Here is a 20,223-nt window from a genome sequence, read left to right as displayed (position 1 = left end):
ATTGGAATCGTCATAATCAAAGATGGATTTTGATTTACTCAATTCCATCATGCTCCTATAATCATATCCTTTAATCCTGTCCCTGGTGCTACAAAAGGATACACATCTTCATCTGGATCGATTGGGATATCTATAACAGTAGCTACACTTGACTTTAGCGAATTTCGGAGAGCCTTATCTAATTCGTCCAATGTGGATACCCTATAAGCATCAGCACCATATGATTCCGCAAGCTTGCAATAATCGGGACAATTTTTCTGATGAACTCCGCTATAACGTCTGTTATAAAAAGTCCTCTGCCATTGGGCTACCATTCCCAACATTTGATTGTTCAACAAAAATACAATCACTGGAAGATCTTCCAAAACTGATACTGCAAGCGAGTTTTCTGTCATATTAAAAGAACCGTCTCCTGCAATATCTACTACTGGAACATTACTTCTAGCTGCTTTTGCACCAATTGAGGCGGGGAACCCAAATCCCATCGTACCGAGCCCTGTGGAGCTGAAAAAAGTACCAGGTGTTATTACATCAAAATGCAGTGATGCCCACATTTGACATTGACCCACTTCTGTAGTAACAATGCCATCTGCTGGTAAAATCTCTCTAAGTTTTTTTAATGCCTTTTTGGCAGTAATCTCTCTAGAGTAGTCTTTTATGCTGTCTTCATAATAATTCACTAATTCTCTTTTTCTTCCCAACCACAATTTTATTATCTCATCATTGGTCTGGAAGTTCTTTGGAATCAGTTTAATTAGTGACCTTAAAGATGACTTGACGTCTCCTATAACAGCTGCATTTACAGATTTATTTTTACCGATCTCTGCAGGATCGACATCGAAATGAATCACGTTAATGTCCTTACCAAACTCATCAAAACGCCCTACTGTCCTATCTGAGAATCTGGCTCCAATTGCAATAATGCAATCTGCCTCTAATACCATCTTGTTAGCTTCAGCATGCCCGTGCATACCTATTGGTCCCAATGCGAGCTGATGATTTTCTGGAAAAGCTCCTTTTCCTTTAAACGTAGTGACAACAGGGATAGATAAAAGTTCGGCTAACACCTGCAATTCTGAGAATGCTCCCGATAATATCACTCCTCCACCAGCCATGATGATTGGCTTTTCTGCTTTTAAGATCATTTCACATGCCTTGTTAATCTCCGTTAAATCTGCATCAACGACAGGATTATATCCTCTTACTTTGATATAATCTGGAAACTCCATCTTCATAACCTGTTGTTGGACATCTTTAGGAATATCAAGTAATACCGGTCCTGGTCTCCCACTTTCAGCAATATAAAAAGATTTTTTGACCATTTCTGGTATCTCAGTTGCTACTCTTGGCTGAAAAGCATATTTTGTACACGGATTTGTTACACCGATGATATCAGTTTCTTGAAATGCATCTTTCCCAATCATTGGTAGCGCAACTTGCCCAGTGACTGCAATTATAGGTGAGGAATCTGCATATGCAGTCGCTATACCAGTTACCAAATTTGTAGCACCTGGCCCCGAAGTTGCAAAACATACTCCAGCCTTCCTTTTAATCCTAGCATATCCATCCGCCATATGCGCTGCAGATTGCTCGTGTCTTACGAGCACATGGCGTATCTTCGAATCGACTAGCGCGTCATAGATAGGTAAATTTGCACCCCCAGGAAGTCCAAAAATAAATTCAACTTTTTCTTTTTCTAATGCAGCCATTAATGCTGCAGCTCCAGTCATTTCATTCATATACAAAACAACTCCAATCGATAAAACTCAATATTATAGAAGAAGAAAATCTTTAGCATAAATAATACTTTCACATACCAAATTACAACTTATTTTCTCAGTTGAGTTCATCTAATTGTACTAACCCGGATTAATTTATAAATTTTTTTAGAATTTTAATCGTTTCCTTTTAAACCTTGAAATGAAAGGCTAGTTTTGAATTGTAGTAGCCTTTTTCTTTCTTGCAGTTTTCAGTGAGGTATTGGACCTAGAATTTTCTTCATAAAGTTGGAACGCGCTTTCAACATCATGATTATCATGCACAATTGCCCTTACTGCCTTTATCATGGCTACAGGATTTTCTGATTGCCAAATATTTCGTCCCATGTCAACCCCTGACGCACCATTGCTTATGGCGTCAAATGTCAGTTTTAGCGCTTCTTTTTCTTCTAACTTTTTACCGCCTGCAATAATAACTGGCACCGGACACCCATCAACTACCTTTGTAAAATCCTCGCAGTAATATGTCTTGACTAAGTGTGCGCCTAGCTCTGCTGCTACACGGCATGCCAACCCGAGGTATCTTGCATCTCGTGTCATTTCCTTACCTACTGCAGTGACTGCCAATACGGGTATTCCATACTTTTCCCCCTCATTTACCAGTCTTGACAAATTTTTGAGGGTCTGAAACTCGTACTTACTTCCAACGAATATCGATAATGCTAAACAAGATGCATTTAATCTTAATGCTTCCTCTATCGAAGTTACTATTGTTTCTTTGGAAAGATCTTCACCGACAATGCTAGAACCACCGGAAACTCGTAGCACAATTGGAGTATTACTTTCTGGGATAACCGATGTTCTGAGAACTCCTCTTGTCAACATCAGAGAATCTGCGTACTTTAGCAGTGGTTGGATTGTTTCCCTTGGATTTTCAAGTTTCTCAGTTGGCCCCAAAAAGTAGCCATGGTCAACAGCAAGCATGACACATCTTTCATTCTCTGGTCTTATAATTCTCGAAAATCTGTTTTTCATTCCCCAGTCCATTGTTTTTACGAATTTAAGTTTATTTAAAAGCTATAAAAATTTTGATAATTTATTCTGACACAATGATAATTTTCATTGAATCATGACCACTATGTGCACATTCTAGTGCCTTGTTGGATTCAGATATTCTGAATTTATGGGTGATCAATTGCTCCATGTCCACCATTTTATTTTGCATTAATGAAATTGCTTGATGAATTTCCTTTTCTGAAGTTGCATAACTTGGTATTACTCTCAATTCTTTTGAATAGATTTTGTTGAGGTCTACTCCAATTTCAGTCTCTTTTGGTGGAACTCCAAATAGTGATATACCTCCTCCCCGCCTTGTAAATTCCATAGCTTGGAGAAATGCAGAAGGACTACTAGTACAAGTAATTGAGTAATCAGCCCCTTCTGCACCTACCGCATTGTAAATTAACTTTGGTAGAACCTCCTTGTCCACTGTCTCGACGTTGATTGTAGTTACATTTGGACAAATCTTCTTTGCAAATTCTAATCTAAAGTCATTTATATCTAATAGAACAATTCGTGATGTTCCAAACACTCTACAAAGCATCAAATGCATTAGACCTGTCGGTCCGGCTCCGAAGATAACTATAGAGTCTCCTTTGTTAATCTGCAGTTTATTTATTGACCTTAGGCAGCAAGCTAGCGGTTCAATCAAAGATGCTTGATAATAATTCATAGAATCGGGAATTTTAACGACTCCGCCTCTCAAGATATTCCATTCTGGAACAAAAATAAATTCTGACAAACCACATGGTTCGATATTGCTACTTTGGTACTTGTCACACATGGTGAAGTCCCCAGCCATACAATACCGACAAATATGACATGGAACATGATGATGGATGAATACTCTGTCTCCCTTTTTGAATTCCCTTATGGAATTCCCTACCTCCTCTATTTCGCCCACAGGTTCGTGCCCTATTTTGGAAGATTTCATCCCATATTTTCCAAAAACCTTCTCTAAATCAGATCCACAAATACCACAGGCCTTCATCCTTATCTTGATTTCATTTTCTCCTGTCTTGGGATCAACAATGTCTTTAACAGTAATTTTATGATTGTCTAAAATTGCAGCCTTCATCTCAAAAGATAGCACAGTTAATTCTTTATTATTTCATTACTTTGAGTACTTTTTGGGTTTTTTCTCAAAGAGCTTCTTGCATCCCTCGCAGCAAAAGTATATTCTTTTACCGTCGTGTTCCAAAATGGTTGCTAAATCTTCACTAAGTTCTATTCCGCACACAGGATCTACTGGCACATGATGAAAAAAAATATTTAGGTATTTAATATTTCCTAAAGGGAAAGTAACCGGATTGCACATATTTTCTCAAAATGTCAATGTAATTTAACTATCAATTAATTTATAACCAATATTTTGAGAAAAAGGTATGTCTTGTCCGATAATTGAAATTTTCTGCTACCAATGTGGAAATAAAATTAAACATATGATAAACGTCAAACCCATAAGAGATGTACTACGGAACACCTTGAATCGATGCACCAAATGTGGTGTAGAGCTAAATCCCACTGATTTTATAATTGAATTAGAAAAGCAATAGATCCACAATTTCATTTGATTATTTGGGTTCTCTCGATAATTTTAAATTCTCATCTGAACCCAGCTAAACAGTGTCTATTGATACTAAATTGCACAAAGGTTATGCAACTGAAGAAGGGACTACCGCATACCGAGAATATGCTATAACAAATGGGGTTGACCCCTCCCATTTTAAGGAGGTGGAGAATTTGTTTCTGTCCTCAATTGGCATGGGATCGTATCTTGGAAATCAATCTCAGGTAGATGATGAGAACATCAAGAAATCATTAGAATATTCTGTTGGTACTGGAAGTGTAAATGTAATAGATACTGCGCTTAATTATCGAGCAATGCTATCTGAAAAAAGCATTGGAAAGGCGCTAAATAGTTTGACAGATAGGGGTATAATTAGGCGAGAAAATATCTTCATTTGTACAAAAAATGGTTATGCTACTAATGACGGGGAATATCAAAAAGTGGACTTGGAATCCTACCTGAAGGCTATGTATATTGACAAAGGCATAATTCAAGACAAGGATATCAGTCCTTCCTACAATATTATGAATCCTGACTACATCTCAAACTGCATTAATAAATCTTTGTGCAATCTAAGGATCGAAACCATTGACCTCGTTTATATTCATAATTCTCGTGAAAGCTGGTTTGATCAAGTTGATACCAACACTTATCTTGAAATGTTATCAAAGGTTTTTCAGGTTTACGAAAATTTTAGAAGAGATGGCAAAATTCGGTATTATGGAATGGCGACATGGAATTGCTTTACTTCAAATCAGAATGATCCAAAATACCTTTCACTTTGGGATGTAGTGTCGGTAGCGCATAAAGTAGGTGGACCTAAAAATGGGTTTAAATTTATTCAACTTCCATTTAATTACTATATGAAAGAACCATATTTGTTTAATAATCAAGTGGTTCCTGATTCTAAAAATCAGGTTTCTTTATTGGAGGCTGCAACTAGGTTAGGAATTCATGTCTTCACCAGTGTTCCTCTTTTTCAGGGACGTCTATTGACTGAGCAATTCTCTGACGAATCTGTAAATATGATCCCTTTTCAGTCGGCGAGACTCTTGCAGTTTGTTAGGTCAGTTCCAGGAATTGTAGCTCCACTCATAGGTCAAAAACAATTAGAACATAGCAAGCAGAATACAGCGGTATCAAAATATAAACTGCTTGAAAAAAGTGATGTTATAAGATTGTTGAACTTGTAGTTTGGAATAATAATAATATATGACTGTAATTACCTACAGATTTAAAAACGAGATTTTGTAGTTTGAATCAAAAGTTTATTGTTTGGTTAAGGGCAATTCGGTTCAGGTTCTTGGCAGCCTCAGCCTTATCTGTTACTTGTGGTCTATCTTTGACAGTATGGAACAACTTTCAAGAATTTAGCATTGTAAACGCGATTTTGGTTTATGCTGGAATATTCTGTCTTCATTGTAGTGTTGATTTATTGAACGACTACTTTGATTTTAAACGAGGTATTGATCTAAAGACTTTAAGGACTAGGTTTAGTGGGGGTACGGGTGTTCTACCTGAAGGCTTGTTAACACCGAAGGCTGTATATAGAGCTTCAATAATTTTTCTTATTCTGGGTTTAGGTATCGGTGGATATTTTGTATACACAAAGGGATTTGTTATTGGAATAATACTAACTTTTGCTGCATTATCAATACTTCTTTATTCAACAAAACTAGTAAACTTGGGATTGGGCGAAGTATTTGTAGGGACTAAAGGAATGCTAATAGTCATAGGAACATACTTTGTTCAGACCTCTGCCATTACCTTGGAAGCAACATTGCTTGGCATTATAGCCGGACTGTTGTCTTCATTGGTATTATATATTAACTCTATACCCGATATTAAGGCAGATAAAGAGGGTGGGAGAAAAACCTTGGCCATCTTGCTAGAGTCAAAGAGTGACAGACTTAATTACGGATTTTTGATAATTTTGTTCCTGGTAATCTATAGTGTCGCATTAGTATTCTTTGGTGGTATTTTACACAATTTTATACCTGTGTTACTTTGTTTTATCTTAATCCCGCAGACATTGTCAATAGTAATGGATTATCAGAAATTCATTTATAGATTTAACAGGGATAATCTCGAGGAATTTGTAAAAATTATGAACAAAACTGTATTGTTTTCAAGGACTTTTGCTTTAATTTTAATTATTGGAATTTTGATTGCAACCTTTTTTAAGATGTAAAACAAGACCTGTTGTTGTACAAAATATTTTGCTCTAGTAAAGATAAAATTGAGCCTATATCTGCGCTTTTGAAGGAAAGTAGCAATGATTTTTTATTTAAAAACTTTTATCTGCTTGACACCCTAAGCTCAACTCAGGACTTCGCTTATGATTTGATATTAGAATCAAGTACTTTAGAACCTTCAGTAATAATTTCTGACGTTCAAAGCGGAGGCAAAGGTCGCAAGGGATCAACATGGGCTTCTCCTAGAGGCGGAATATGGATGTCACTGGTATTTGATCCAAGTTTGAAAATTGATCAGTTTTTTTTTATTGTTATTATGACATCCTTGCTACTATGCAGCATCATTGCATCATTTATAGATAAGAAAACTGGAATTAAATGGCCTAATGACATTCTAGTGGAAAGAAAAAAGATAGCTGGAATTCTAATGGATACACAGATACAAAGTGGGAATAAATCAACAATTGTCCTAGGGGTAGGCATTAACACAAATAATGACCTTCAAGAAACCTGTTCTCTGATGAGTAAGTCCAAATCATCAAAGTATGAGATAACTACTATAAAACATGAAAACTTAGGAATAAGCATAAACAAGGAAGAATTGGTAACGAAATTTTTATTAAGATTTAGCGATTACTTGCTTAGGTTAAAGGAAGTCTCGTTTAGAAATGAGTTATTGAATAAATACAAGAGAATGATTGAAGAGTCTTCAAAAGATCAGCAGTACACGTTCACGTCTGGTGGCAAGCCTTTCATAGGCGAAATTGTTAAGGTGAATGATGATGGTTCTATCCTAGTACACAAATTACTTGAGCCAGATATGAATGAATTAATCCGGATTGAATCTGCTTTTAATATAGGTTAACACGCTGATTTTTTCATGAGGATTGGGTTGATGAATCCAGTTAGGCTTTGATCAAGAACCTATCATCCCAGGCATCTTGACTGGAGACCGAAATTTCTGGTCGACGCTTACACCTTCTGATGTTACTACGTTAACATTTTCAAGCTTAGCTCCCTGAGGTGGTGACAATATTAAAGTTTGACCTGGATCTATTTTCAATATGTTTTCTGTCAAAGTACGGTCATTATCGTACGTAACAACCAGGTCGTTGAGTGTCATTTTACCTGTATTTTTTAATACCACTCGAGAATTGACGAGCAAAGATTCGGGGTCTCGAAGTGCATCCACACTTAATGAATAATTTTTAAATGGAATATTAATAAAAACTTTATACAAGACGACTATAACAACCACTATTACTGCACTTATAAGCAAAAATTCCAGACTCTTTAACTTTATACCCATATTCCACTATCTACTATTTCATAAAAAAGGATTTTCATTTTTTTGTTGTTTATCGATTGAAATCTTATTTTTAACAGCATTGAATACTTGAATTAGCTTCTCTATATTTTTGCCTTCTTTTAGAATTGGGGAAAAATTGATACGTTTAAATATGATTGCAGATTAGCTATTGGTACATCGACCAAACCGAAGGGGAACATGCCTAACTAATTGATTACGGTCAGTTAGTTAGGCAATTTAAGTTATTAATTTGGCACAAATTTGAAAGAATTTACAATATCTTTTGCTACATTCTCGAAACTACCATATTTGTCGGTCGAAGCTTTGTAAGTTAAAACATAGATATTTTCAAAGTTTGAAACAACCGTTTGCATTGCTTTTCTGTTTTGTAATTTGCTATCTGTTGCTGTAAATACCACTTGAGTAGCTTTTTTTCCATCTAAAACTGTGGGAGTGACAGACTCTTGCTTAAAATCCTTATGGGCAGATTTGATTTGAGATATTAATGTGTTCGTAGCAGCAATTGAGGATACATTTTTACCAGGCGTGGGAACCACCTTTACAACGAATCCAGCCGGGCTGCTGACCGAATCAGTTTCTTTTGGGGCAATAAATATGACTTCGTCATTGAGTTTTACAGATTTTTCCCAATTATTTGGGTATTTAACTTCGTAATGGAATTTGTTGTCTGTATATGTAAGCATAGCTTGGGTTTGGCTTTCGTGAAAAAAACTAAATGCTACATTTTGATGTGCTGGTAAGATTGTAAAATACAATACAAAGATACTCGTAATAATAAGAAATGAATTAATCGTGAATGAAATCTTTGTCATAATGTAATTTAGTAATACCCTAATATCAAATTATTTTTATTTAACAGAATATTTCACTATGAAATTGAAAAATCTCGAAATATAAAATTATTTTGATCTAGAAATCGATACTTCAATAGTAGAAACATTTCTAGGTTTATCATCTTCATTCCCACTTAAAGTATCCGAACCCAACTTGACACTCTCAACTCTGTATCCCAAAGTATTCATCCTCTTTACAATGATTTGAGCCACATCTACAGCTCTAGTAATGCTTTTTCCTCTTGCTTTAATTATTACAGTCGGTTCGTTTGCTAGCTGCACCAGGGTTGCTGTGACATAAGTCATTAATGGTTTTTTCCCGATAAAAATTTCATTGCTCTTCCTATTTCCAGTTTCGTATTTGCCATGTGACATGCAATATAATGGAAAATTCAATAATATAATGGTATATCATTTGTCAAGTTCTTCGATTATATCAATAATTTTTTCAGGATTTTTCTGTGCCTTTTGCACTATTTCTTTGTCTACAACTTCGTAGCAATTTATCATCTCATTTTCATCCTTATAAAATAAAAAAATTGAATTATCAATCAAAATTGGATATATTTTTTCTACTATCATCAATTCAGGTTTTAGTTTTATCTTATTTTCTTCATCAATGAGAACAGGAGAATCAGACATAAAGGTTCACAATTGTAAATAATGCTTTTAAATATTTTTGATTATGGTCCGGAATAAGTTTATGGTAGAATTTTTTATTTTGACCTTTTATTTGTTAACAAACAGGAGTTCGCCTACAATTTTTATGATAAAGCCAATTCCACCCACTGCTCCCAAGGCTAATAGAACCAGTCTTAGGTGAGTGAAATAATCGTCTTTGCTAGTCTTCTTTGCCAATTTCAGTGTCTGAAATATTTCAATTATTTTTCTCTGTACTGTACTGCCAATTGATGATAACAAATGAATTCGAGATAGTTAAAGTCCTAATATAATTTTAATATTTCTACTCGATCATTTGAAAGGGTTTTCTTGAAGTTCTCATAGATAATTACTAGGGTTATTTTGTATCGAATAAACCGGTTCTTTATCTGTTCGTTGCATCTCTACAAAAGTTTCGGTAGCTTGAATTCCTTCGATTTTCCCAATTCGTTCGATTACAACTTTGTGTAATTCTTCAAGAGTTCGTGCATACACAGACAAAATAATATCAAATCTCCCTGTAACTTCAATCAATGATCTCACTTCGGGTATTCTCATTAATTCATTGTGGATGGGCTCTTTCAATTTGGGATCGCGGTTGATTCCTACAGTAGCTTTAATATTAATTCCTAGCTGTGATTCATTAATAATAACTGTAAATTTTCTTATTAATTCTCTTTTCATTAACCTCTTTATTCTGCTATATAAAACCGATGAGTTTATACTCAATTTCTTACTTAATTGCGGAATTGAGATGCTGGCATCCTTTGTTAATTCTGACAAAATCTTCATATCTAAATCGTCAAATCTTTGCAAGATTAACTCATCCTTATAATTATTGGTTACATTAATAAATGTAATTGTATTATTTGCTGAAAATCAGTGTCATAATTAAAAAATCTACCAATCTATCGGTTATACAATTAGTAAATATTATATTATTATAGACATTTATTTTCGCTATGTTTGGGATGTCAAAATTAAAACCTGGAAGTTTTGCTTTTGTAGTTAAAAGAGATGAAACCTCTAATTACATTGTTATAGGAAAAATACTTACCGATTATAACAAATTATACCGTATAAAGGGCACTTTCATTCGACCTACAGGTCTAATCGAGAGGGTTAATGCTGGACGCGCACAAGGGAAACCCGTTGAAGCCCTTAATAATCCTGATCCTAACAATTGTGTATTTTTTATCATTGACCGGTTAGATGCTGGTGAATTTGATGAAGAAGTTGATCCAAGGTATGATAAAATTATTCCAATAAATGAAAATCGATTTTTTGTATTGGATGGTTGGGTTAAGGAGGGCTTGTCGGATTTGTTTTATAACTATTTTAATTCATCTACGGCAGAAGAAAGAGACGAGGCCAGGACTTTATTGATTGGTAGGATGAATTCACTGGTTTCTCAAGAGTTAAAGGAGCACGTGTATGCAGTTGCGAGAAGTTCGCGAATTTTATAAAGTTTTATATTATGGACGTAGCAAATTTTTCATATCATGGAATATGTGTATGCTGCTTTATTATTGCATAAATTAAAGCAAGATATCAATGAAGATAATGTAAAAAATGTTATCAAGTCAACTGGTGTTGAACCTGACGATGTTCGAATTAAATCATTGGTTGCTGCACTAGGTGAGGTTAACATTGAAGAAGCTTTAAAGGCTGCTCCAATTGCTGCTTCTCCAGTAGCTGCTTCAGGTGGCGCAGCCGCACCAAGTGGCGCAGCCGCACCAAAAGAAGAAGAGAAGAAGGACGAAAAGAAAGAAGAAGAAGCCCTAGAAGGTTTATCTTCTTTGTTCGGTTAATTTTCTTTAACCTTTTTTTTGAAATTTTATTATTAAAATAGACCTTAGAGTCGCTACCGAAATTTGTTAAATGAATGATATGTATACAGGTAGATGAACGATTAAAAGGTACTTCTTATTACTTTAGATTTTATTGGAAACAAAAAAAAGAATATTATTTAACTGCTGGTAGAAAATCCTTTCGAGCCCAATTGCTGTGCTAAATTACCTGCAACCGCATTGGCTTTTGAAAGTACCAGATTAACTGTTTCCGGTGTAAGATATCCAGACTCTGTTGACAATGAAATTCCATGCTGTTTGGCCTTCATTAAAAGTAATGGCACCGATTCCTTTGTAAAGTAAACTGCCTCAACTGATAATGACAATGCTTCCTGAAATGACTTTACTATCTCATCAACATAATCTTGGATTACAATCTTAAGATCTTTTTCCCTATATTCTAGTCCTTCCGAAATTGCATAATTGACAGAGATCCCTGCCTCAATTGGCTTTACATCTAATTTGCTTAACAAGGCGGCTAATTTTTGAGAGATCACATCGCCCGGTTTAGCTACCACTGTATCCTTCGATACCCATATAGTTCCCTGATCAATTCTTGTGGGAACGTTTGATTCCTTGAATTCAGACAATACGGGACCGGGGTTAATACCGGTATTACCTGCTGGGATTAAAAGTTCGTTAGGGGCTATATCTCCGCCTTTGGCTGCCATGAGAATTTTATTCTTATCAAAAGTCAAGTTCATCTTAAAGGGACTAATGTTGGTGAACATTAGAGCGCACTGACCTTCAAGCTCTTTGTTGAGTAATTCTAATCCTTTTACATCACCAAATATCTTCTCAAAAGCTCTCTGTGCTACCTTATTTTTAATTGTCAAAATCTTTATCTCGTTTTTGAACTTCTTTCTGATGGCCATTAACTGGGCTGACCTAACTTTAGTCATTCTAGATAGAGCAATAACGTTATATGATTTTGCAAGTTCCTGAAGTGTATTGTATAATTCTACTTTTCTCTCAGGATAGGATGTTCTGTTTAGCTTATTTGTTACAACTGTTTGACTCATTCTGATTCAACTCTTTTATTTTTGTAGTTCTGATGCTTTGATTGCTTTTCCCATAGTGAACTTTACAATGGCATTTCTGAAATTTTTGTCGCCTTGAGGCAATTTTTTCTCTACAGACGCAATTACTGCAATTGCATTAGCTGCCAATTGTTCATCCGTCATTGATTCATCGCCAATTTTTGTAGACATATTTAATTGATTCTTTGATCTTATTCGTGTTGAGGATTTCAGTCTTGACGCAATGTTTTCAATCGGAGCTCCAAAAGGCACTGGAGTTGGCATTTTACCTTTTGGACCCAAGAACTGACCCAAAGATCGACCCACGGAAGACATCAAATTTACATCAGCTAAGAAGAAATCATGGGCTCTAACGACTTTTCTTGCCTCTCTTTTATTTGTACCAATTCTGTCCAAAGTATCTGGTTCCATAACTGTCTCTACTCCTGCTTTCTTAGCTCTTAGGCCCATATCACCAGTAGCGAGAACACATAGTGATGATCCTTTTTTGCTTGGGTTTGGCAAAGCAACTATCTCATTAAGACTAAAACCTTTTTTTACATCAATATCTTTTAATACTAATGTTAATTCAGCCGATTGAGCGAAATTTCTTTTAGGAGTGGCTTCTCTAGCCTTTTTTATGAGCTCCATTAATTGATCATTGTTAAACATGAGTATATACCATAGACGCGCACAGGCCATTTAAAATCGTTTTTACGATGTTCAGGGTAACATCGAACAAAAAATGCCTCAATCTATCGTAGAAATCAATGCAATCAACCTTATTGTCTAGCCTTTTGCAAAAACCTGAAAGATAAATTATACTATTCAAATCCAATACATAATAATTGGATGAATTCGATTATTGCAGTAAAATCATGTCAACATATTTCCTAAATACCTTTGATAAACAAAAAAATTAATTCAAGGAAGAAATTTTCTTTATTTGAAATATCTGAAAGATTCTGATTCTTGGTTTCTTCTCATTTCCTATCAATTGATTTCCTGTCAATTGATTTTCTATGACTTTTTTTTATTTATTAGATAATGATAGCATGACAAAGCATAAATTTAAAAAAATATTTGAGAAGTAAAATTGTTAGGTAAACTTTAATTTTAAATCAAAATAATAATAATTTTAATAATCTGAATCAATGAAAGTGTGATATTTTGTCAAGCGTAACATCGTTTTCACTTTCATTCTTTACTGCCTCGGTTATTTTCTTCCACATATTTTTTTCAAATTCATATGCCATAACGCCCCCGACCGTAGCACCTGCTGCCAATCCTATAGGACCTCCTATCAAAAGCCCGGCTACACCTGGAATCAAAAGACTTCCAAACCATGCTCCTGAGGCTACCTCAATTGCATAATCGTTTGGATCCCCTGTAACGGATACATGAATTTCCCTTAATGACCCTACAATTACTTTTGGGGAATTATTCAAGGCAATTATGCTTCTAAGTGGTACACCATTTAAAAACCCCTTGTATTCTTCCACAATTTTGAGATTCTTTTCCTGTTCAATTGTGTTTTTTATTGTCTCATAAATCCTTTCTAAATTTGAATTCAATCCCTTATAATGCTGAATTTTGCCCATTTCTTTTTATTTTCATTTGTGCTGGCCCGAAATAATAATCTTTGAGTAGACAGATCCACACTTTTCTAAATAAATTAGAAATGAAAGAAATTTTCTGGTTACTATAGATTACTTATCTTGTTTATATAATTTAACAGTCGTTTATCTAGAAAGTCAAACTGAAAATCAGTTAATGAGCCACGACGATAAGTGTTAAAGATATCGCGTCTCAGGTTTTCTAATTTTATAATGCTTTCAGTTTTATCTCCAACGTCTGCATCTGCTATTGCAGTATTCGTTATTTGGATTAGTTTGTTAAATTTACGTCTTTGACCACCCTTAAAGAACCAACCCAGGAGAACAGATGACATACCTGTGATACCTCCTATTAGGAATACATATTGCTCGGTGGATAATGTGGGTCTAAAATTAGCTACTATGTTGCCATACTCTGCAGAAGTAAATTTTAGCGGATTTGAGTTATTTATTGCTAAACCTGACCATGAATCAAAGGAATATCCTCTTTCTGGAGTGGCATAACAGGTAGTTAATTTGTCCGTTGTAATTACTGTGTTATTTTGATTTAAATTTTTTATCCCATTACATTCTACGAAACCTGAATTAGGGGGTCGAGTTTCAAACCCGATTCTCACAATGCTTTCATCAATCACACCATCAATGAGTGAAAGAGTGTTGGAGGCAGTATTCGTAACATAAACTAGATTCGTTGAGGGATCCAGTGCCACAAAACTTGCAATTAGTGGAAATTTAATATTAGTCGGAATCGCATATGGGTATTCCACCCTTTCTGTAATGGCTGATGGATTTACTGTAATATTCTTAATGTTTTTGTAATTGGATTCATTGATTACATTTACAGTATTTGAACCTATGTTACTAACATACATTTTTTTTGAAACCGGGTTTATATTTATGCCGACAGGAGAATTGCCTACGTCAACTGTCTGAACGACCTGGTCGCTGGTCCCATTGATAACGGATACTGAATCCGATAAGTAATTAGTAACATATACCATGTTTTTCTTTTCGTTAATATCAATACCGACAGGTGCGTTATCTACCTTGATATTTTTGATAAACCCTAAAGTCTCTTCATCTATAACTGTCACGGTGGAATTTCCAATATTTGAAACATATATTTTACTAGTTAGTGGATTAACACTTATCCCGTAAGGGGCATTGATTCCATTTATTGTTCTGATGACCTCATTCGTAATTCCGTCTATTACTGAAATAGAATTGGAGTCAATATTGGTAACATATACCATATTACTTGATTGATCTACCGAAGCCTGGACTGGAGACTTGCCAACAGTTATATTATCAATCACAGAATCGGTCGCTCCATCAATAACGGTAACATCATTTGAACCTCGATTTGTAACATAGATTCTATTGTTAAACTGATTGGAGTCAATGCTGTAAGGAAATATGCCTGTGGGAATAGTTTTTAATAGTTTGTCAGTCTTTGAATCAAATACAGATACCGTGTTAGAATACTGATTTGCTACATAAATTTTTCCTGTAAGCGGATTGATTGTTATTCCAACAGGATAGCTGCCTGTATTGAATCCTGATATGAATTTGCTGGTATTGGTAGTTATACCTTGAACATAGTTGAATGGGCCAAGACCTATGTCAAATTGTTTTGTAATACTGATCCCTTCATGAATTATATTCAAACTAGCAGGTAGTTCATTATTTGATTTTGAACCAATAAACACTATTAAAAGAATTAATACCAGAACAACGAGGATCAGATTCATATGATCTGTTCATTTTAATCAATTATAATTTTTTGTGTTGAGTTTTTGAAGGGAAAAAACTTATTGATGATTCGTACTTAAAAAACATCCTTAACAAATATATCTTAATTTTCCATTATTAAATTAGTCAAACATAAGTTGGCAAGCATATATAATAAAATCTCCTCCATGAGGATTCTGCTGTCAATTGCTATATTGATATCATTGTTCATGGCTTGTTTTGTAAATCAATTTCCTGTTAGTTCTTATGAGGTTACCGATCAGAATAACAAAGGCTTATTCAGTTCCTTAAGCCGTAATTTTGATAAAACCTTGGAAAGTATTAGTCCTAGTGATAATTCTGAAACCTCTCCTGATGATAAGGATGATAAGAAAATTTCAGATAAAAAGAAAGATGAATCCAATGCTAAAGAATCTGAATCAACCATTCAAAACAATAATGTGTTAGGGAATTCTAATGTAACGCAGACAGATGTACGTGAAAATGATTTTATAGAAAAGCCCTCACCAGTCAATTCTACAGAGTCTATAAAAATAGAGCCTCTATTGATTCAAGAACAAGACTTTGAAAATTAAATACTCTTTATTCAAAATACATATTATTCGAAATGTACCTTAACGAAATATGAATGATTTTTTTATCTAGCCATGGCTTTTTTGCGATTTAAAATGTTTATTTTCTGAACAAATTCAATAAAAATAATGGTATTTTGATTTTAAATCACAATGTCAGCCACTGCACTTGAAGTGTTTGGGGTGTTGGAGCTATTTGTTTGAGTTAAACTTACACTTCCTGCTGTATTTCCTATAGGCTGGAGACCCTTCTCTGTAAGAACTTCATCTAAGATTGTCGTGTCATATATACCTGAAAGATTTGGTCTGTCTTTTCCCTTTTCTATGAATCCGAGATCATATGCATCGTTTGCGCTCTTAAATAACGTCAATTTTAATGGATCATATGTGATTTCCAGATGGCTATAAGATTCATCCAGAACAGCCGGGTTTATTTCCTGACCTGTAATCTTTTTAAGCTGAGTGTTAAATTCAGTGGCTGCGGCTTTAGTATCGTTATTTATCTTGAGGGTTTCTTCAACATGAGCCTCAAGTAATTTCTTGATTACATCTGGGTTTTGCTCCAAATAATCTGTTCTAACTATAATGTTACCTGTTACAAATTTGCCATCTGGCCATAGATCTCTTTCATCTAGGAATACTTTGCCATCTGCTTCTTGAACTAAGCGGGATGCCCATGGTTCCGGTACCCATGCACCATCGATATCTCCTTTTAAGAACACCGTTAGAATATCGGCATTAGCTATGGGCAATATAGTTACATTTCCTCCGTTTTCAGTTGTTTTAAAACCGTTATCCTGCAAATATTTTCTTAAAGCTACATCCTGTGTGTTACCTAACTGTGGACTGGCGAATTTTTTTCCACCCAAGTCGCTTGGTGATTCTATACCTGAGTCATTCCTTACAATGAATGAAGCTCCACCGCTAGCAGCTCCTGCAATAACTCTGACAGCTTCTCCATTAGTTTGTAGGTATCCATTAATAGCGGGATTAGGTCCAATATAGGTGGCATCAATTCTACCCGCCAATAATGATTCTATTGCTGAAGGACCGGCATTAAATCTGATTGTTTCAATATTAATGTTTTCACCAACTATTTTTTGAAAGTCACCATTATTCAATCCTATTACTGCTTGTGAATGGGTAATATTAGGAAAATAGCCAATTCGGAGAGTTTTCTTTGAACTGTCAGGTGATTGGGCACTAGCCACTGAAATTGGAGCAGAGATAAGGGCCACAGCAGTTACCACCATTGTCAACAACAATGGAATGGAGTGTTTCTTTTGTTCAGTAACCCTGAGGCTTTTGAACAATGAACTTTTAACTTTATGATTCATTGTTTATTTTATTGGATTAGTCATTTATTATTTATGTTCAATGCGCTAATTTTAAAAATTATATGCAGTTTAAGCGTAGATTTTGTATGTAGCATAAATTATAATAAGGCCCAACCTTGTCTAACTCAAATAATTGGGGTTTTTCCACGATAGCGGAATGAAACGATCTTTTGGGTAGACTTTTCGACGAATACCCTTTTTAAATAATGTCTGAGAAAATTTAGATACATTTTTAGAGGATGGTCAGATATGCATTGAATTAAAAGTTTAAATGATTTCTTTAATTCAAAACCTGAGGCTTCCAGATTATTGGTATAGTGATTTAATGCAAATTTATTTAATTTTGTTTGTGTTCGTTAATAGTTTATTTGTTTTTCTCCTTTTTCCTCTAAAACCTGATTGAGTATCCTTAGATCATATAATTTGGTGATTTCGTAATCCCAATTCTTTCCAGTTTTAATAAATCCTAAATCATTAGAACTATTTGAAATGGAAAGGAGTGTGTCTGCAAGAGGATCAATGGTATAATCGATATGTGAGAGTGCTTCTCTTAATTGATTTTCAGGATAGGTTTTCCCTGTGATTTTTGATAAACCCTTATTGAAGTCAGTTACAACCTCATCTACATTTTCAGTATTGTTTGTGTCTGCTAGTTTTTCGGAAATCCATTTAGTTTCGTCAACATGTGCCTCAAGTAATTTCTTGATTACATCTGGGTTTTGCTCCAAATAATCAGTTCTAACTATAATATCGCTGGTTACAAATTTGCCATCTGGCCATAGATCTCTTTCATCCACAAGAATTTTGCCTTGATAAAGTTGGTGTAGTATAGTGGCTATAGGTTCGGGTACCCATGCACCATCAATTTCTTTATTTTGGAATTGAGAAATTATATCGCCGGGTTTTAGGTTGATTACAGTCACGTTACCTCCATTTTTTAGTGTGTCAAAACCGTTATCCTGCAAATATTTTCTTAAAGCTACATCCTGTGTGTTACCTAACTGTGGACTGGCGAATTTTTTTCCACCCAAGTCGCTTGGTGATTCTATACCTGAGTCATTCCTTACAATGAATGAAGCTCCACCGCTAGACACTCCTGAGATGATTTTAAACCCATCTGACCCTGCTAATATGTATCCATCAATAATTGAATTTGGGTTCACATATGCAACATCGATCTGTCCAGCGTATAGTGCTTCGATAACTGCTGGGGATGAACTAAAAACTCTCTCATTTATGGATATGTTTTTGGAGTTGTTAGCCGAATCTAGAATGTTTTTGAAATTTCCGTTTTGAAATCCGATAATGGCTGATGCATGATTGAGATTTGGAAAGTATGCTACGTTTAGTGATATATTATCACTCGCAGTATGTTGATTACTATGCTCATTAGATCTGTTCGAAATTCCTACAAGAGATTCCCAATTAATGTTAGAAGATGAAGACAATATCACTGCTACTATTATAATTGCCGAAATCCCTAGTTTTGTTGCCGAATTCAATTACAAGTAAAGAATTGTAATGACTATCTATTAGTAATTAGAAATAGGCAAAAAATGCTAATTATATGATGATTTTGCACTTGTAGGAGTCCTTAACTCTAAAATACAAGTGTGATGTCAGTAAATCATATATTTACCGATTATTGGTTTATTTGTTTTCAATATCTTGTTCCTGTCTTAATCCCCATTTTTCTCTGACCTTGTCCTCTAATTTGGCAAAGATTATTTTGTCAAATATCATTCCTAAAGCAAAAATTGTGATCATGGATGCTATTATCTGGTCCATTAACTGAAATTCCCTGCCTATTAACATTATGTGTCCTATTCCTATGGATGCGGCCATCAATATTTCTGCTCCTACCAATGCGTGCCATGCAAAAGACCAAGCCTGTTTTATTCCTATTATTAGCGCTGGAGTAGCCGCTGGGATCATCAGATGTCTGAATAAAGAGAAACCTTTAGCTCCCATATTCCTTGCAGCTTTTAGATAGATTGGTGGTATATTTCGTATGCCGCTATATGCAGACATCATTACTGAAAATACTGAGCTCATGATAACCACAAACAGAATCCCCGCATCATTTAGACCTATCAAAAGTATCGCAAATGGAACCCACGCAACACTTGGAAAAGATTGTAACCCTATAGCAAAAGAACTCATTGTTTTACCAAATCCTGTAAACTTTACCATTGCAAGTCCTATACCTATACCTATAGCTATTGAAGCTGCAAATCCGATCAATAATCTATAAAGTGTCACCCCGATACTTACTAGTAAGGTATTATCTTGAATCAACTCGATAAATGATTCTAGAACCAGCAATGGTGATGGTAATGATACTTTGGGCCAAATGCCACTTAAATATGCCAACTGCCATATACCTATAAAAACTGCAATGAATAAGATTGTGTTAGAAAGTTCTTCTATTTTGATTTTTTTTTTGAATGGTGATTTAATTTTATTATCATTCTTATCTTCTATAAAACCTATATCCGATTCTTCAATACCGCCTGGATATGTTTTTTCATTGCTTGAGTTCTTAGAGGTGGTCCTATCCTTGTCTCCAGGTGGTGAAATCAAATGAGTCTTTATTATTATTAAAACGCGGTTATATCAATTTTTATTACCCAGATGCAAAAGAGGCACTTACAATGGTTATCAAATTTTTAATTGCATTTTAGCTAATTTTATATGATTAATTACAGCATG

At 34.8% G+C, this 20,223-nt stretch carries 23 protein-coding genes; 6 read left to right on the top strand and 17 right to left on the bottom strand.

Features of this window, described 5'->3' with window-relative positions; genetic code table 11:
- Positions 1 to 47: 47 nt before the first annotated feature.
- From ilvB to F1Z66_RS12410, 4 genes are all read right to left on the bottom strand, one after another.
- Positions 48 to 1,739, bottom strand: a complete 1,692-nt coding sequence (gene ilvB / locus F1Z66_RS12425; RefSeq protein WP_149863944.1) for a biosynthetic-type acetolactate synthase large subunit — start codon at positions 1,737 to 1,739, stop codon at positions 48 to 50.
- 189 nt (positions 1,740 to 1,928) lie between these two features.
- Complete coding sequence (gene lsrF / locus F1Z66_RS12420; RefSeq protein WP_230207549.1) at positions 1,929 to 2,753, bottom strand: 3-hydroxy-5-phosphonooxypentane-2,4-dione thiolase; 825 nt, start codon at positions 2,751 to 2,753, stop codon at positions 1,929 to 1,931.
- A gap of 61 nt (positions 2,754 to 2,814) precedes the next feature.
- A complete protein-coding gene (locus F1Z66_RS12415; RefSeq protein ID WP_149863942.1) occupies positions 2,815 to 3,870 on the bottom strand; it encodes an alcohol dehydrogenase catalytic domain-containing protein in 1,056 nt (351 codons plus the stop codon).
- A 21-nt stretch (positions 3,871 to 3,891) separates the two neighbouring features.
- Positions 3,892 to 4,095: a YHS domain-containing protein gene (locus F1Z66_RS12410; protein ID WP_230207548.1), complete on the bottom strand. Its 204-nt coding sequence runs from the start codon at positions 4,093 to 4,095 to the stop codon at positions 3,892 to 3,894.
- A 308-nt stretch (positions 4,096 to 4,403) separates the two neighbouring features.
- On the opposite strand from F1Z66_RS12410, the gene F1Z66_RS12405 reads away from it, so the two are divergent.
- The 3 genes from F1Z66_RS12405 to F1Z66_RS12395 all read left to right on the top strand — a co-directional run bounded on the left by F1Z66_RS12405 (position 4,404) and on the right by F1Z66_RS12395 (position 7,407).
- Positions 4,404 to 5,540: an aldo/keto reductase gene (locus F1Z66_RS12405; protein ID WP_149863940.1), complete on the top strand. Its 1,137-nt coding sequence runs from the start codon at positions 4,404 to 4,406 to the stop codon at positions 5,538 to 5,540.
- Positions 5,541 to 5,602: 62 nt separating this feature from the next.
- On the top strand, positions 5,603 to 6,538 hold the full coding sequence (locus F1Z66_RS12400; protein ID WP_201448477.1) for a prenyltransferase: 936 nt from the start codon (positions 5,603 to 5,605) through the stop codon (positions 6,536 to 6,538).
- An 11-nt stretch (positions 6,539 to 6,549) separates the two neighbouring features.
- Positions 6,550 to 7,407: a biotin--[acetyl-CoA-carboxylase] ligase gene (locus F1Z66_RS12395; RefSeq protein WP_159357296.1), complete on the top strand. Its 858-nt coding sequence runs from the start codon at positions 6,550 to 6,552 to the stop codon at positions 7,405 to 7,407.
- A 51-nt stretch (positions 7,408 to 7,458) separates the two neighbouring features.
- Here the strand turns inward: F1Z66_RS12395 and F1Z66_RS12390 are convergent, their stop codons facing one another.
- The 6 genes from F1Z66_RS12390 to F1Z66_RS12365 all read right to left on the bottom strand — a co-directional run bounded on the left by F1Z66_RS12390 (position 7,459) and on the right by F1Z66_RS12365 (position 10,157).
- Positions 7,459 to 7,851: a hypothetical protein gene (locus tag F1Z66_RS12390; protein ID WP_149863938.1), complete on the bottom strand. Its 393-nt coding sequence runs from the start codon at positions 7,849 to 7,851 to the stop codon at positions 7,459 to 7,461.
- A 245-nt stretch (positions 7,852 to 8,096) separates the two neighbouring features.
- On the bottom strand, positions 8,097 to 8,627 hold the full coding sequence (locus F1Z66_RS12385; RefSeq protein WP_195907538.1) for a PsbP-related protein: 531 nt from the start codon (positions 8,625 to 8,627) through the stop codon (positions 8,097 to 8,099).
- Positions 8,628 to 8,771: 144 nt separating this feature from the next.
- Positions 8,772 to 9,080 carry a DNA-binding protein gene (locus F1Z66_RS12380; RefSeq protein WP_149863936.1) on the bottom strand — a complete coding sequence of 103 codons (309 nt, stop codon included), beginning with the start codon at positions 9,078 to 9,080 and terminating at the stop codon, positions 8,772 to 8,774.
- A 36-nt stretch (positions 9,081 to 9,116) separates the two neighbouring features.
- Positions 9,117 to 9,347, bottom strand: a complete 231-nt coding sequence (locus F1Z66_RS12375; RefSeq protein ID WP_149863935.1) for a hypothetical protein — start codon at positions 9,345 to 9,347, stop codon at positions 9,117 to 9,119.
- A gap of 87 nt (positions 9,348 to 9,434) precedes the next feature.
- Positions 9,435 to 9,626: a SecE/sec61-gamma family protein translocase subunit gene (locus F1Z66_RS12370; RefSeq protein WP_201448476.1), complete on the bottom strand. Its 192-nt coding sequence runs from the start codon at positions 9,624 to 9,626 to the stop codon at positions 9,435 to 9,437.
- A gap of 78 nt (positions 9,627 to 9,704) precedes the next feature.
- Positions 9,705 to 10,157 (bottom strand): Lrp/AsnC family transcriptional regulator, encoded by a 453-nt coding sequence (locus tag F1Z66_RS12365; RefSeq protein ID WP_149863962.1) that lies wholly within the window; start codon positions 10,155 to 10,157, stop codon positions 9,705 to 9,707.
- Between the two features lie 179 nt (positions 10,158 to 10,336).
- Between F1Z66_RS12365 and F1Z66_RS12360 the strand changes: the two genes are divergently transcribed.
- Both F1Z66_RS12360 and rpl12p read left to right on the top strand, forming a co-directional pair.
- Positions 10,337 to 10,831 carry a hypothetical protein gene (locus F1Z66_RS12360; RefSeq protein WP_149863934.1) on the top strand — a complete coding sequence of 165 codons (495 nt, stop codon included), beginning with the start codon at positions 10,337 to 10,339 and terminating at the stop codon, positions 10,829 to 10,831.
- Positions 10,832 to 10,867: 36 nt separating this feature from the next.
- Positions 10,868 to 11,176, top strand: a complete 309-nt coding sequence (rpl12p, locus tag F1Z66_RS12355; RefSeq protein WP_149863933.1) for a 50S ribosomal protein P1 — start codon at positions 10,868 to 10,870, stop codon at positions 11,174 to 11,176.
- A gap of 158 nt (positions 11,177 to 11,334) precedes the next feature.
- Here the strand turns inward: rpl12p and F1Z66_RS12350 are convergent, their stop codons facing one another.
- The 4 genes from F1Z66_RS12350 to F1Z66_RS12335 all read right to left on the bottom strand — a co-directional run bounded on the left by F1Z66_RS12350 (position 11,335) and on the right by F1Z66_RS12335 (position 15,601).
- Positions 11,335 to 12,237, bottom strand: coding sequence for a 50S ribosomal protein L10 (locus F1Z66_RS12350; protein ID WP_149863932.1), 903 nt, complete (start codon positions 12,235 to 12,237; stop codon positions 11,335 to 11,337).
- Between the two features lie 15 nt (positions 12,238 to 12,252).
- The gene (locus F1Z66_RS12345) at positions 12,253 to 12,906 is read right to left on the bottom strand and encodes a 50S ribosomal protein L1 (RefSeq protein ID WP_149863931.1); all 654 of its coding nucleotides are present in this window, start codon (positions 12,904 to 12,906) and stop codon (positions 12,253 to 12,255) included.
- A gap of 479 nt (positions 12,907 to 13,385) precedes the next feature.
- Positions 13,386 to 13,835, bottom strand: a complete 450-nt coding sequence (locus F1Z66_RS12340; protein WP_149863930.1) for a tripartite tricarboxylate transporter permease — start codon at positions 13,833 to 13,835, stop codon at positions 13,386 to 13,388.
- Between the two features lie 101 nt (positions 13,836 to 13,936).
- The gene (locus F1Z66_RS12335; protein ID WP_149863929.1) at positions 13,937 to 15,601 is read right to left on the bottom strand and encodes a YncE family protein; all 1,665 of its coding nucleotides are present in this window, start codon (positions 15,599 to 15,601) and stop codon (positions 13,937 to 13,939) included.
- Positions 15,602 to 15,769: 168 nt separating this feature from the next.
- Between F1Z66_RS12335 and F1Z66_RS12330 the strand changes: the two genes are divergently transcribed.
- Positions 15,770 to 16,177, top strand: a complete 408-nt coding sequence (locus F1Z66_RS12330) for a hypothetical protein (RefSeq protein WP_149863928.1) — start codon at positions 15,770 to 15,772, stop codon at positions 16,175 to 16,177.
- Positions 16,178 to 16,317: 140 nt separating this feature from the next.
- Here the strand turns inward: F1Z66_RS12330 and F1Z66_RS12325 are convergent, their stop codons facing one another.
- The 3 genes from F1Z66_RS12325 to F1Z66_RS12315 form a co-directional block, all read right to left on the bottom strand.
- Positions 16,318 to 17,487 (bottom strand): ABC transporter substrate-binding protein, encoded by a 1,170-nt coding sequence (locus F1Z66_RS12325; protein WP_230207546.1) that lies wholly within the window; start codon positions 17,485 to 17,487, stop codon positions 16,318 to 16,320.
- A 380-nt stretch (positions 17,488 to 17,867) separates the two neighbouring features.
- On the bottom strand, positions 17,868 to 19,013 hold the full coding sequence (locus F1Z66_RS12320; RefSeq protein ID WP_149863926.1) for an ABC transporter substrate-binding protein: 1,146 nt from the start codon (positions 19,011 to 19,013) through the stop codon (positions 17,868 to 17,870).
- 148 nt (positions 19,014 to 19,161) lie between these two features.
- Positions 19,162 to 20,094, bottom strand: a complete 933-nt coding sequence (locus F1Z66_RS12315) for an ABC transporter permease (protein WP_230207545.1) — start codon at positions 20,092 to 20,094, stop codon at positions 19,162 to 19,164.
- Positions 20,095 to 20,223: the final 129 nt, after the last annotated feature.

Source organism: Candidatus Nitrosocosmicus agrestis (assembly GCF_008389435.1).
GTDB lineage: Archaea > Thermoproteota > Nitrososphaeria > Nitrososphaerales > Nitrososphaeraceae > Nitrosocosmicus > Nitrosocosmicus agrestis.
The sequence above is the reverse complement of the archived record's forward strand: the minus strand, read 5'-3'. Positions and strand labels throughout refer to the sequence as shown.